Origin of the sequence: Psychrobacter pocilloporae (assembly GCF_029872915.1) — a bacterium.
Classification (GTDB): Bacteria; Pseudomonadota; Gammaproteobacteria; order Pseudomonadales; family Moraxellaceae; genus Psychrobacter; species Psychrobacter pacificensis.
Map to the genome: position 1 here is coordinate 2,360,446 of NZ_PGFT01000001.1, position 13,856 is coordinate 2,374,301.

The window sequence follows — 13,856 nt, forward strand, 5'->3', positions numbered from 1 at the left end:
TCACTTTTTTTCATCGTTGGACTGGTGATATTGAGTTCATGCTAAGGATAGCTATTATGAACAACCGTCTATCAGATTTTTCGTGGAGCAGGAGTTACCATCCAAAAACCACTATGAAAAGCATGGACTGTTAAAGGCCTAATTCTATCACCCAAATAAAGATTACAAAAACAGCCCATCGTTTTCATCGATGGATCAATACCTTTTTATAAGAAGAATAATGAGCCGCAACCATTATAGTTCACCGCCTATTTTCCATGGAAGGAAATCAAAATCATGAGCATTTTTGCTATTTTGTTGTCTTTGTCCCTCTTAATGTATTTTGCCTATCGAGGCGTCAGCGTCTTAGTTTTGGCACCCCTACTCGCTATCTTGGCAGTGGTATTAAGTGGACAGAGCAGCTAAACGATGGGGATCTATACTGAAGTCTTTATGCAAGGTCTTGGCGGCTTTGCGGTCAAATACTTCCCCCTATTTATCTTGGGGGCTATTTTTGGCAAATTGATGGAAGATTCTGGTTACGCCTATAGCATCGCCCGCAATTCTTAACGCACTAGAAAATTACTGGTTGTTATAGTGATGTAATAATAGAAGGTCTAGGATGGTTAGCAGATGTCATTGCTAAAAAATTCGATTATAGTAGATATTCCTTATAATAACTGCTACTTACAGTAGACTTCTTGCATAAGTCATCGTCAGCCCTTGTAACTCCGTCAGTGGAAGTCAATGAACTGGTACTTTTGCAAGAGATCTAGTAGCTACTAATAGTATTCATCCAAATAGACTGAGGGATTAAATCATGAAAACATTAGGATTATGTATTGCCGCAGGACTGGGCTTAAGCGCTTGTGCGAGCGGTGGAACGATGGGTAACACCAACCCAAACAACATAGTGACCGAGTACCCTGTTGAGACCGCCATGCTCAATATCTATACCAAACAACGTAGTGAAAATTTGGTTGCCACTATCGGCAATCAAACGGCCTCAGCAGATATTCAAGTCACGCCTAAAGGCAACATGGTTTTCAATAATAAAAAGGTACAAGGTACTGAGATCAACACGATCAATAAAGTGAACAATCAAATCACTAACCATTCAGTCGCTATCAATTACTTCACCTTGAACCCTTTGGTATTTCACGGTTTTACAGACAGCACAGGCAAATACTCAGTCTCAAATCAAACGACCACTATCCCCAAAATGGCGACGGTGGGCGACTCAAACAAATTGATTACTGAAAATGTCTATACGGACAGTCGTATGCGCCAAAAAATCGGCACCTATAACCAAAACTGGTCCCTAACGCGAGACAGCAATCAGACCGCATGGTTCTGTATCGAAACCTCAGACAACATGCTTGCTGGTGGCACCTCTGAAGGCAGCTCAAAAGAATGCTACAAAATCAATGCCAAAGGCGACATACTTGCGAGCAAAGTCACTATCGTACCGCCAGCTGGTAATGGCGGACAGACGATTACGTTTAACAGCCAGTAAGCAGTTCTATGTATCAACCATTTCTTTCATTGGTCGTTCATAGAGTCAGGTGATAAAAAGTATGAAAAAAGGAGCCGAATCATCGGCTCCTTTTTTATAGCTTATTGAGCATAACTTAACCACTGCCCTCGCTAATGGTGAAATGGCCAATGGTTAAATGATGTTGACCTCATAACTAAATTTTTCTGCCAATCCATACGACTCTCTATATTCGATAGGGTCCCCTTCTAGGTTTTTAGCAACGCGGCATACTTTCACTAAGTTTTCTTGCTTGGTATTGTCCAGATAAGGGTCTATATGATTGGAGATAAAAAACAGCATTTCTACGGCAGATGAGACAAACTGACCGCACTTTTTGTAATAAAAAGGATAAAGAAGATTTTCAAAGTCTTCAGGTTCAAGACCAACAAAGTCTTCGTAACGGCTTTTGGGTAACCAGATTTTTTCGCTCAAAATCACTCTGTCTTCGACAATGCGCACACGTTCTATATAGATCAGTGCGGCGTTTTTATCGATCTTTAATGCTTCATTGACCGTCTTAACCGCGTCTATCACCGTGATATTTTTTATCACGCCCGTCGGTATTGTGCAAGTCGTCAGCTACGCCTTTTTTGGCATACTCACAGTCAAGATCTGTGTGTATGGTCTGGTATTAGGACTGGGTGCCGTTATTGGCAACCTCATTGGCAAACACTTTTTGGCTGGCATCAGTATTAGTCAGTTTAGAATAATGCTGCTGATACTAATGGTGATGAGTGGTCTAATAATGATTATAAGAAACATAAACGTACTGTTTTAATAAGCCTATCACTCGATACCGTAATTATGTCACGCAAATTCTTATAAATACGGCTATTTATTCTTTATTAAAGATAATGCTCAATCATATGCTGACTTGATATAGCATCTTAATCAGAATACTTTACATCATCATGCGCCAGCCTCTAAACTTGGCAAAGAAACCCTTCAATCTTTCAGAAAAATTAAAAGTCTCAGCTTCTGGTACTTCTTCAACATGATGACGCGTTGCTAATATCGGCTGCTGTACCAGTCTTTCGTGATGCTCAAACGCGCGGTCCAGACTGATACTCATAATAGAGAAGTTGGTAGGACGTGGCAGACAGCGATATACCTGCCCTTTATTGATGAGATCAATCACCATGTGAGCGTCTTTAAATTCAGTCAACATCAGCACCATCAGATCGGGCTGGATATTTTTTAGAGCGTAGACAATAGGAGTAATATTTTCTTCGTTGAGCGTCGCATCCGTGATGGTGACACCAAACTTCTTTTTTTGTAGTAACTTCGCAGCCTGCTCGAGGTTGCTTGCCCAGCTCACTGTATAAGTACTTTTAAACTGATTTTTTATTTCTTGATAAATACTCTCATCATCATCTAATACCAGTATATTCCTTTTGCTACTAGCATTCATAAAACTCTGAGATTCATCACCTTGCTTCATATTTTGGGTAATATCTTGCGTTTGCTGAGCAATCTCTGTGGCTTTATTTACGATCTTTTTGAGCTCATCATTTTGCCAAGGCTTGGTGATATAACGGTAAATCTCTCCGTCATTGACCGAGTCAATCACCGCATTGAGATCCGCATAGCCTGTTAGCAAGATACGAATGGTATTGGGTGACGCTTCTTTAATATCACGCAAGACTTCCGTCCCTTGCTTATCAGGCATACGTTGGTCACTGATGACCACTTGTACATCGTGCTCGCTGACATATTTCATAAGCTCAGTCGCATCCGTGGTGGTAAATACATCGTGTGACTGGCGAAAATGCATTTTTAGACTGCGTAAAATGCGCGGCTCATCATCGATAAAGGCAATTTTTGGTTTTTGCATGAGGCTCTCTTTAGGTGAGTGGTGAGAAGTCTCTCAACCTTCAAATAAGGCTTTGGAGGGTTTATTTTCATAAGTTTTTGACTGTATTGGCAGCATAATGGTAAAAGTTGTGCCCTCGCCGACGATGGAGGTCGCTGCAATACTGCCGCCATGCTGCTCAATAATCTGTGTGCTGATCGCCAGCCCTAAACCCGTCCCATCGCCTGCTTTTTTGGTGGTAAAAAACGGCTCAAAGATACGCTCTAAAGCCTGCTCGTTGATACCGATACCATTATCTGTGACCTGCACCACTACCTGCGACTGCGTCTCATCGACAGCTGATGTGATATGCAACTCGCCTTTTTGATCAGGCGCTATGGCTTGAGCGGCATTATTGAATAAATTTAATAGCACTTGATTGATTTGTGAAGGGTTGCATTGAATCAACGGCAGCTCGGCAAGCTCTGTGCTGACGTCTAGGGTTTTTAGATTGTTGCGCGCCATGACCAGCGAGGTGGTGATACAGTCATTGATATCGACGTCTTTTACTTTTGATTCATCAATTCTAGAAAAGTCGCGCAAACTTACAACCAACTCAGCTATCTGATCGACCCCGTACAAGCTGTCTTTGATCAAATCGGCCAAGTCCTCACTGACTTCATCTTCTTTGATCTCTTCACAGCATTGTAGAGTTTGAGCCGTCAATTTTGCTACTTGCGCTTGGTCAGCACTAGAGTCTTTTAGCGCCTGCAATAGCTGGTCAGTCTGGCTGATCAGCTCATCGAAACGCGTCAAGTTATCACCGACCAGTTCGATATTACTGCGTACATAGCCTAGTGGTGTGTTGACCTCGTGCGCCACGCCTGCCACCATTTGACCCAAGGTTGCCATTTTTTCGGAGCGCACTAATTGTACTTGTGAGGCTTTTAGCTCATCCATCGCTTGCTGTAGATCTTGGGTACGGGTAGCAACTTGTTTTTCTAGATGGACGTTGATTTCGGCAAGCGCGCCTTCGTTTTCGACCACACGATCAATCAGTTGGTTGGTCTGCTCACTGATGATTTGAATTTCGCTCACGCTTGAGCTGGGCAGCTTATGTGCGAGCAGTTTTTGATATTGTTTTTGTTCAATCAAAGCGCCCATCTCAGCCACCAAAAGCGACATACGTTGTAATGGACGAGTAAAATATTGACGGAACACCCATGCCGTTAATAATAAAATAGGGATAAAGCCCAGTAGCATGGCTTGAATCAGCTGGTTCGATAGCGCATTGGCAACACTGAGCAGATCACTATTGGGTTTTACAATCACCATTTTCCAATAAGTGAATGGCATGCGAAAGACGAAGGCGGTGGCTGGCTGCTGTAAGACAAAATCATTAGGGACGTCGATGGTATCGACCAAATGACTGTCGACTAAATTGAAAGTTTGATCGATATTTAATAACAGCAACGCTGAGAGCAACTCAGACTCTTGCTCACTTATTTTGCCCAGATTGGTTGTGCTCAAAATACTACGCGCCGCCAAGGTAAAACGGCTTTCATCTTTGGCAGTGGCATCATCAATGAGCGTATCGTTAATGCGACCCAAACTGTCCGCGATAGGTGCAAAACTCGGATTGATAGCCGCCAACTGACTGGCGTTCATCATCTCGCCTTGTGGATTGTTGGCGGTGGTTTGAGTGACGAGCGACTGCTCAGGAAAGGTCAAAAATCGATTGTCCAAATCAACCAAAAAGACATAGCCGCCTATTTTTTCTTGCCACCTCTTCATGGCGGCATCAAGATTGTCCAATAATAAGTTAAAACTCACCACGCCATCAAACGCTTGATTAGTACTGTTGTACAATGCTTTAGCACAAGTCATCATCGGCTGATTGCTCGTGGGATCGATGTATGCCCGACTCCAGACGCAGTGATCATGATTGGCGTACAACGCTGGAATATACCACCAGTCTCGATAATAAGCGTTGGGCGTTTGACTTACTTGGTCATAGCGCGTCACTGACTGCATGCTGCCTGACTCATCGCGCGCCCATACAAACGACTGACGCTCTTGACCTTGGGCATACATATTTGGGTCAAACCACACCCCGCCACCCACGATTCTTTGATCCATCTGTTGCATGAGGTTGCCAAAGGTTTCTTGGTAAAGTGCATCCTCTTTAGGTAGACCGCCCGCCATCGTACTGCTTGCTTTTGCCAGCCCATCGACATGGTTGATGCTCACCATGATGCTATTGATAACCTCGTTGCCCGTTTCGACCACAGTCTCTGATGTCATCTCCATAATGCGTGGCTTACCTTGGGTTTCAATGACCAAGTACACCATGAGGATAATCAGCAAAAAAGCCAACGCCAAAATAATCAGCATACGGGTAGAGATACTACCAAGCCTGCCAGCAACGCTCATACACACACCTTTTATCTACGCATCAACTGCTATCAATGAATCGCTTAATGGATATCAATCACTGTGACACACAACAACTATTTATAATGGGCATAAGAATACGGCCGAGTTGTGAACATATGATGACAAAGAAGATACTGGTTAATAAAAGTTGGACTACTGAAAAAGGCTTGTAAAAACGGAGAATAAGAGAGGTTGAACGATAGGAGTTTTGAGGTATTTATAAAACAAAGAAATGCAGCGCACCGTTTGATGCCCTGCGTTTAACGACCCTTGGTTTGCTGACTTGCCAACCGACGTGCAAGCGCTACTAGCGTATAACGCTGTGCTAAAGGTATACCAAAAAAGCCAAATGATTCATGCTATTGGTGACAATGATGATGCGGCGCTGCACTTTGTCGTATCGGGTACGATTAGAGTCTGCAATGTGAGCACTAGCGGCAATGCCATGACCCTCGCTCACCTATCTAGTGGCGAGTGGTTTGGTGAGATCTCTATCATAGATGACAACCCGCGTACTCATGATGCATGGACGATTAATAAGGTTACGTTGATTTCTATCCCCAGAAAGGTGGTGATTCAAACGGCGCAACAGTATCCAATTTTATACAAGCACCTCGCGCTCATCACTTGTGCGCGTATTCGTAGAGCCTTTGATTGGATTGATGATGCCACCTCACTCAATACATCGGCGCGACTGGCGAGCATGCTCATGGGATTCATCGGTACTTATGGCAAGCAGATGGGTGACGATATCAAAATAGACTTACGCTTGTCGCAAGAAGAGCTTGGCTTTATGCTCGGTACCACCCGACAAACCATCAATAAAATCATTCAGTCTTGGCAAAAACAGGAATTCATAGATATGCACTATGGTTTTATTACTATAAAGAATCAGTCTGAGTTAAAAGCAATCATGAATCCTGAATAAATTGAATATCTATGAAATCTTTCCGTAAAATTTTATATAAACCACTCAACACCTCGCAAACTAGCATCAGCATCAAAGCTGCCACCTTAACATCTTCTTAACAGCACACTTGTTATGGTAAGGAATGACGTTTCCTACCATTCTGTTGAGAAGTATTTATATGTCAATATCTCAAGCCGCCAAAATCGATGCGCCTAAAGCCAATAAAAAAAACAGCTATCTGAGTCAGCTCTACGATCATGAGGTAAATCTCAGTTATCTTATTATCATTGTTGCCTTATATTTGGTGGCGACTGCCAATATTGGCTTTTTTGAGCAGGTGCTAGATGTCTATCCATTTAGCAAAAACGTCGGCTTTATACTGTCTATTACTGGCTTGTTGTTTGGACTGATGTGGCTGGTATTACAACTGCTTTGCTATCGTCCGATTGCCAAACCAATATTGATTGCGCTACTGATCACTGCTGCCATCTGTGGTTATTTTACCGATGCTTACGGGACGATATTTGACAGCAACATGCTGATCAATAGTCTGGAGACCGATCAAGCAGAGGCGATGGGATTGTTTGCCCCTAGCATGGTCATTCAGGTGCTGTTACTGGGCGTGTTACCGGCATTTATTATTAGCAAAATTCGTCTAAAGCGCTTTACTTGGCAACGCAGCATTCTACAAAAGACAGCCACCTTGATATTGTCTATCGCAGTCATCGCGGCGTGTCTTTTACCCTTTGGTGACCAGTACGCCAGCTTCTTTCGTCAGCATAAAGAGGTGCGCTCATATGCCAACCCAATCACGCCTATTTACTCTACCATCAAACTTGGCGAAAACTATGTCAATGAGCTGGGCCATCCTGATACTTTCACCCTACATGCGACAGATGCAAAGCGCGTCGCTCCTACCAGTAGCACTACAAACAGCAGCGCTGCAAAACCCAAGCTCATGGTGTTCGTCGTTGGCGAAACGGCTCGCGCTGATCACTTTGGTTTAAACGGCTATACACGCAATACCACGCCACTACTCTCAAAGCAATCAAACCTTTATAGTTTTAAAGATGCCGTCTCTTGTGGCACTTCGACTGCCTACTCAGTGCCCTGCATGTTCAGTTATGCAAATCGGGAAAATTATGATATCGATACCGCCAAGTACAATGAAAACGTACTCGATACGCTCAGCAAGCAAGGGGTCAATGTCGTGTGGCGAGACAACAACTCTAGCTCTAAAGGTGTGGCTGATCGTGTCACTTTTGCGGACTACAAAACGGCTGATACCAATCCGAACTGCGATGTTGAATGCCGAGATATTGGTATGCTTGATGGTTTTGATAAACTGGTTAAGTCAGGCAGCTCACCGAAAGAGACGCCTAAAGACATGCTTATTTTGTTACACCAAATGGGCAACCATGGCCCCGCTTATTACCAGCGCTACCCTAAAGAATTTGAAACGTACAAACCTGTCTGTATGACCAATGAGCTGTCAAAATGTGATACCCAGTCTGTGATCAATGGCTATGACAATGCGATTCTGTACACCGACTACTTTTTGAATAACGTGATCGATACCCTAAAAACTTACGAACAAGATTATGATGTAGTCATGGTGTATATGAGCGATCATGGCGAGAGTCTGGGAGAAAACAATATTTATTTGCATGGTCTGCCCTATAAGTTTGCCCCGGATACTCAAAAGCACGTGCCCGCAGTCATTTGGTCACCAAACAGTAATAACATCGATGCAGACAGCCTCTCTAATATGAGCAGTCAGCCCGTGTCACATGATTTTATTACGCCGACGTTGCTGAGCTTTTTTGGCATCACGACTGATGAAGTCAAAGGCGCGCCAACCTTTTTTAAAGTAAATAACTAAATCTGTTTTTATATTGCTCCATCTTTTAGGTAGCCACTATTTTTTAGGTCAACACCATGTATAAGATACTCGTTATTGAAGACAACCCCGATATCGTGGCCAATATTTATGCGTTTTTTGAGCCAAAAGGCTTTGAGCTGGACAACGCACATAATGGCTACAGTGGGCTCACACTCGCCTCAAGCAATCATTATGACGTGATATTGCTCGATGTGATGCTACCAGGTATGGATGGCACCAAGCTGTGTAAGAAACTCAGAGAAGAAGTGCATGACAAAACGCCTGTCCTCATGCTCACTGCTCGCGATACGATTTTGGATAAAGTGGCAGGCTTTGATAGCGGTGCTGATGATTATTTGGTCAAGCCATTTTCGTTGATTGAGCTAGAGTGCCGTATCAAAGCACTCATACGTCGTCACGAGGACGATAATTTTGTACACAGTATCGCTGTGGGCGCGCTATCGCTAAATAATAGTGAGCATACTATTATGCGCGAAGGAAAGTCGATTAAGCTCACCCCAACTGGATTTAAGATATTACATATCCTAATGAGTGCCGCACCGCGAGTCGTCAGCAAAACTGAACTTGAAGAAAAGGTTTGGGGTCTAGATATACCGAGCAGTGATGCGCTACGTACTCATATGCATAGCGTGCGGGCGCAGGTCGACAAGCCTTTTGACAAAACCATGATAGTGACAGTGCCTGGTGTGGGTTATCAAATTATCGATCCCAATAAATCAGAACACGGGGTAGTATGACTGAGAGAGCAGCACCTCATACAGTCTACTATCACGCACTATATCAACTGCCTCCTTCAATTAAGCACCTCTTTACTATGTTCAATATAGACTCGATAGCCAATAAGTTTCGATTGTCATACTTTATATTCGCGCTGTTGCTATGCGGGGCTTTTGTCAGTATTTTTCTGTACGCAGAGAGCAGAATAGAACAGGAATTGGTTAAGGGTCGGCTGTTGCAGCAGCTTGATATCAGCCAAGAAAAGTACGGTGATCGCTCTATTTATACTGCCGACCCAGGCATCAAGATCTATCGCTACGATAGTGCCCCTACCAACCTGCAAACAACGGCAACGGCAACGGTGCAAGAGAAGTCTGTCACTATAGACGGTGAGTCTGGCAAAACCCACGGCAACCTTCATTTTTTCGCCTATCAACAAGGCAATCAGACTTACATTTTGACGTACTTGGAAGGGGTTGAGATGGTGATGAGCCACTACCCTGTACTAGAAATCTTCGAAAACTTAGAAGATATATTTGCAGATACACTAAGAGTGGCGGTCATTTTAAGTTTGCTTATTGCCGCCATATTCTCTCATTTGTCCTCCAAACAAATCATCAAGCCTTTACTCGATTTAAAAAAAGCCGTCGAAACGGATCATAGCAACCTAACGGAACTCACGCACTTACCCTCTGAGGTGGGTGTATTGGCGCGAGCTATCGATGAAAAAAACCATAAACTTGAGCAGTATCTAAAGCGCGAGCAACTGTTTACTGGTGATGTCAGCCATGAGCTGCGCACGCCCTTAACCATCATCATGGGTGCCTTTGAAGTGCTAGCCTCGCAATTACCAGCAGACAGTCATCTGAACGAGTTTACCAATCGGATTGGCACTACCGCCCGTGAAACCTCTGAGATTATCACCGCCCTGCTCTTACTTTCGCGCGCCCCTGAAAAGCTAGATGCACCGCAAACTTCTATCAATAGCATTGCTTTAGCCGAGGTGCAGCGATTGACCTATTTGCTGCGCTATAAAACGGTCACGTGTCAAATAGTCGCTGAGCAAGAATATAGCGCCTATGTGCGTCCTGAGCTATTAAAAATGGCACTGGGCAATTTGATAAAAAATGCGTTTCAGTATACCGATGATGGCGAAGTCACCATCACTATCGATGACGAAAAAATCATGGTAACTGATACTGGTCTTGGTATTCCTGAGGCGATGATGCCGCTGCTGTATGAGCGCTTTGAGCGCCTAACTCATGACTATCAAGACGAGGGTACAGGCACAGCCTTGTCACCAGAAAATGATATCAATCACAAGATTGAAGGCTCAGGTTTGGGACTGAGTATCGTACAACGCATCATGTCTCATATGGGCTGGCAGCTGACCCATCAAGCCAATCCGTCTGGCGGCAGCACTTTTATTATTTATTATAAATAACCGTACTTTGCTTACTATCACCACAATTTCTATTTAACCATTGCCCACTGAACTGGCGAGCAATGCCATTTGTGCCATTTGTCCGAATCATTCTTTATTCTCATCCCTGCTTACGCTCTTAACGTTTTCTTAATCTCGCTCGTCTTATACTTAGGCTATATCGACTTTGCTTGACTGTTTTTTTGGTCACGCAAAACCGAGCGCGCATCTTGATATTAATAGATCATTAAGAATTCTATATGAATAAAATTACTCCTATTAATCTTGAAGACGAGTCAGCCAAGCATTGCTCTATCAAGCAGGCAGCACATCACAGTGCGCTCACGCCTGATAGTTTTGCAGAAAGCGCAAAAGGTAAAACGGGCTTTTACCGAATTATAAAAGCTGCTGGCTATTCAATGGACGGATTTAAGGCAGCATACAAATTTGAGGCGGCTTTTCGACAAGTCGTGTGGCTCAATGTTGTCCTGCTTGCCGCTGTCATTATGATGCCTTTTACGCTTGGTATAAAAATGATGCTAGTGCTCGCGTCTTTTTTATCTTTAATTGTTGAGCTGATTAACACGAGTATCGAAGCTTGCGTCGACCACACATCAACCGCCAAGCATCCACTCGCAAAAATCGCAAAAGATGTTGGCTCGGCGGCGCAGTTCGTGTCGTTATGTCTATTAACAATTTTATGGCTCATGGCGTTGTCTGTCTTTTTATAAAGACATCTATCACAGGCACTGATCAATAATCACGCTAGAAGCTATCCTATTTATTATACGTTCTTACTTACTATACATTGCCAGAGGTATCCATGACTTTAGAAAACCACTCAATGGCTAGGGACTGGCTAAAATTACTGTGTTTGACCATCCTCGCTACGTTGGTGTTTGAACATAGTCAGTTAGACATACGCATCAGTGAGCTTTTTTATAGCCATAGACACTGGCTACTAGAAAAAGGCGCGCAGCCTTATGCGTTTATCTTTTATGATTTGCCCAAAGCCCTACTGATCCTACTGGCGGTCTACCTCATAGCAGTGTTAATTATAAAATATAGACAACCTTTGCCCGACCTTGCCTCACAGCATCGCCGTAAATTCGATAAATTTCTGCTTCCTTTACCAATTCGGGAGATCGGCTATCTACTGCTGGTATTAGCGATTGTACCGGCTACCATTGCCACATTAAAAGGCGTCACCCATGTGAGCTGCCCGAATGACTTGGTAATTTTTGGCGGTGAGTTGCCTTATCTCAATCTGTGGCAAAACATGGTTGCCGCAACGCCTGCCAAATGTTTTCCTGCCGCTCACGCCAGCGCAGGATTCTCCTTATATGGATTGGCTTTTTTGCCAACACTCAAAAAGCACCGTTATCAAATACTAAAAATAGTCACGCTCTTAGGCTGGAGCATGGGGCTGTATAAAATGCTATTTGGCGATCATTTTTTTAGTCATACTTTGGTCTCGATGCTGCTATCACTGACGATAGCGTGTGCGCTTGCGACGCTATTCTTTAAAGATTCGATAAAGGCAAAAGCCAAAAGCGCCAGTAAAAAACATGCCGACACAGCCACTAGCTTGCTTGGTACTGAAACCTCAAGCACTTAGAATGATAGTTATCACGTTGCGTTATTTTGCTAGGCACGACTGGCGAATTGCAGGCATATTGGGATGAGGGATGATTTATCATTTATCAGCACTATAAGGACGTTATGAAACCACTTTCTGCCGTCATGCCAGCATTGACATTGACATTGATATTTGGACTTAGCGTACTCCCTACCGCTGCGATAGCAGATACAGTCAGTTTGCCAATGGACACTTTGCCTAACAGAATAACCCTACCAAATGTCAGCCTAGTCAATAGTGCGCTTGCCAACCGCGGTGCTTATGTGGCGCGCAGCGCCGACTGTATGGCCTGCCACCGTGAAGACTATAGTGGCGGCGTGCCGATTGATACGCCGATTGGCAATATCTACTCGACCAATATCACACCATCGACGCGCTATGGTATTGGCAACTATACTGAGGCCGATTCTAAAAAAGCCTTACGCAAAGGTCGGGCGCCAAATCATCAGATTTATCCTGCGATGCCTTACCCGTCCTATCATGGCCTGACAGATGACGATGTCAGTGCATTATTTGCTTATTTTCAGACCGTACCTATCGTAGACACCCCCCCCTGAAAAAAACCACACACCTGCCTTTCCCGTTGAATATCCGTAGCTTAATGCTGGCATGGAATGTCATCAATGTGCCCTCTACCGAAAACCGCGCAGGACTCAAAAAACTCTATGACGACTCTTGTGCAGGTTGCCATATGCAAAAAGGTGACGGTGCATACGGCGCTGGCTACTATCCACCGCTGGCCAACAACAGTAAAATGCAATCAAAGTACTGTATTATTAGCGTAATAATCAATGGTCTGCGCGGGATACCATCGTTCCATAGCATGATGAATGATGCGCAAATAGCAGCCGTTATACAGTACGTACATAGCGATTTGAACAATTTCACTGACACGGTTACGACTGCTAATGTTGCGCAGCTACGCCATGATTTTCCACCAAGTTCAGACCCGAGTGAATAGATGAGACTCGCTATCTTATAAAGCACATTGACCGATAAAATAAGAGCAACCTCTTAACATAGCTGCTCTTTTGATGAGGCATCCAAACACTTACGTAGCATTTTAGATACGCTTGGGCGGTACAGAATAGGTGCCGACGACATGAGCCACGACATCGTCTGAGCCTTCTGAATACAGAGAGACCTCGCCCACTATTAAGGCTCGCCCTACTTTGAGTAAGGTGCATTTAGCGATAATACGTGCATCTGCTGATGGTTTACGCAAAAAATTGATAGTCAGACTCGTCGTTACTGTCAATGGCACGATACCGATTTTCCCAAGTATCGCAACATAGATGGCGACGTCAGCGACGGCCATCATGACAGGTCCTGACACGGTGCCACCAGGACGTAGCTCATCGATGCCAATCTCGTGTGATAAAGTCGCACCATTTTCACTAACTGCTTCGACGATACATTTGGTTTGTGGAAACTCTAACGCCATAAAGGCGCTGATTTCTTCTTTGGTTGCAGACATAACGCTTCCTTGAATTGAATTGAATTAAATTAAACTTTCCTTG

At 43.9% G+C, this 13,856-nt stretch carries 12 protein-coding genes and 2 pseudogenes; 10 read left to right on the top strand and 4 right to left on the bottom strand.

Annotated features, from left to right (window positions below):
• Positions 1-276 precede the first annotated feature (276 nt).
• Positions 277-537, top strand: a pseudogene (locus tag CUR83_RS10040) (GntP family permease); the annotation flags it as partial.
• 262 nt (positions 538-799) lie between these two features.
• On the top strand, positions 800-1,495 hold the full coding sequence (locus tag CUR83_RS10045; protein ID WP_071002038.1) for a hypothetical protein: 696 nt from the start codon (positions 800-802) through the stop codon (positions 1,493-1,495).
• A 153-nt stretch (positions 1,496-1,648) separates the two neighbouring features.
• On the opposite strand, the gene CUR83_RS10050 is transcribed toward CUR83_RS10045, so the two are convergent.
• The 3 genes from CUR83_RS10050 to CUR83_RS10060 all read right to left on the bottom strand — a co-directional run bounded on the left by CUR83_RS10050 (position 1,649) and on the right by CUR83_RS10060 (position 5,741).
• Positions 1,649-2,068 (bottom strand): UTRA domain-containing protein, encoded by a 420-nt coding sequence (locus CUR83_RS10050; protein ID WP_284719566.1) that lies wholly within the window; start codon positions 2,066-2,068, stop codon positions 1,649-1,651.
• Between the two features lie 349 nt (positions 2,069-2,417).
• Positions 2,418-3,350, bottom strand: a complete 933-nt coding sequence (locus CUR83_RS10055) for a response regulator (protein WP_071002039.1) — start codon at positions 3,348-3,350, stop codon at positions 2,418-2,420.
• 33 nt (positions 3,351-3,383) lie between these two features.
• A complete protein-coding gene (locus tag CUR83_RS10060; protein WP_284719567.1) occupies positions 3,384-5,741 on the bottom strand; it encodes a sensor histidine kinase in 2,358 nt (785 codons plus the stop codon).
• Positions 5,742-6,027: 286 nt separating this feature from the next.
• On the opposite strand from CUR83_RS10060, the gene CUR83_RS10065 reads away from it, so the two are divergent.
• From CUR83_RS10065 to CUR83_RS10100, 8 genes and pseudogenes are all read left to right on the top strand, one after another.
• Entirely contained in the window at positions 6,028-6,672 is a 645-nt protein-coding gene (locus CUR83_RS10065; RefSeq protein ID WP_284719568.1) for a Crp/Fnr family transcriptional regulator, read from the top strand.
• Between the two features lie 160 nt (positions 6,673-6,832).
• Complete coding sequence (locus tag CUR83_RS10070; RefSeq protein ID WP_284719569.1) at positions 6,833-8,536, top strand: phosphoethanolamine transferase; 1,704 nt, start codon at positions 6,833-6,835, stop codon at positions 8,534-8,536.
• 56 nt (positions 8,537-8,592) lie between these two features.
• Positions 8,593-9,294 carry a response regulator transcription factor gene (locus CUR83_RS10075; RefSeq protein WP_284719570.1) on the top strand — a complete coding sequence of 234 codons (702 nt, stop codon included), beginning with the start codon at positions 8,593-8,595 and terminating at the stop codon, positions 9,292-9,294.
• A 215-nt stretch (positions 9,295-9,509) separates the two neighbouring features.
• Positions 9,510-10,718, top strand: coding sequence for a sensor histidine kinase (locus CUR83_RS10080; protein ID WP_342213127.1), 1,209 nt, complete (start codon positions 9,510-9,512; stop codon positions 10,716-10,718).
• Positions 10,719-10,957: 239 nt separating this feature from the next.
• On the top strand, positions 10,958-11,428 hold the full coding sequence (locus CUR83_RS10085; RefSeq protein ID WP_284719572.1) for a diacylglycerol kinase: 471 nt from the start codon (positions 10,958-10,960) through the stop codon (positions 11,426-11,428).
• A gap of 92 nt (positions 11,429-11,520) precedes the next feature.
• Complete coding sequence (locus CUR83_RS10090; protein ID WP_284719573.1) at positions 11,521-12,315, top strand: PAP2 family lipid A phosphatase; 795 nt, start codon at positions 11,521-11,523, stop codon at positions 12,313-12,315.
• 104 nt (positions 12,316-12,419) lie between these two features.
• A complete protein-coding gene (locus CUR83_RS10095; RefSeq protein WP_284719574.1) occupies positions 12,420-12,893 on the top strand; it encodes a c-type cytochrome in 474 nt (157 codons plus the stop codon).
• 98 nt (positions 12,894-12,991) lie between these two features.
• Positions 12,992-13,297 (top strand): annotated as a pseudogene (locus CUR83_RS10100) (c-type cytochrome); the annotation flags it as partial.
• Positions 13,298-13,399: 102 nt separating this feature from the next.
• On the opposite strand, the gene CUR83_RS10105 reads toward CUR83_RS10100, so the two are convergent.
• Positions 13,400-13,813 carry a PaaI family thioesterase gene (locus CUR83_RS10105; RefSeq protein WP_284719575.1) on the bottom strand — a complete coding sequence of 138 codons (414 nt, stop codon included), beginning with the start codon at positions 13,811-13,813 and terminating at the stop codon, positions 13,400-13,402.
• Between the last annotated feature and the right edge of the window lie 43 nt (positions 13,814-13,856).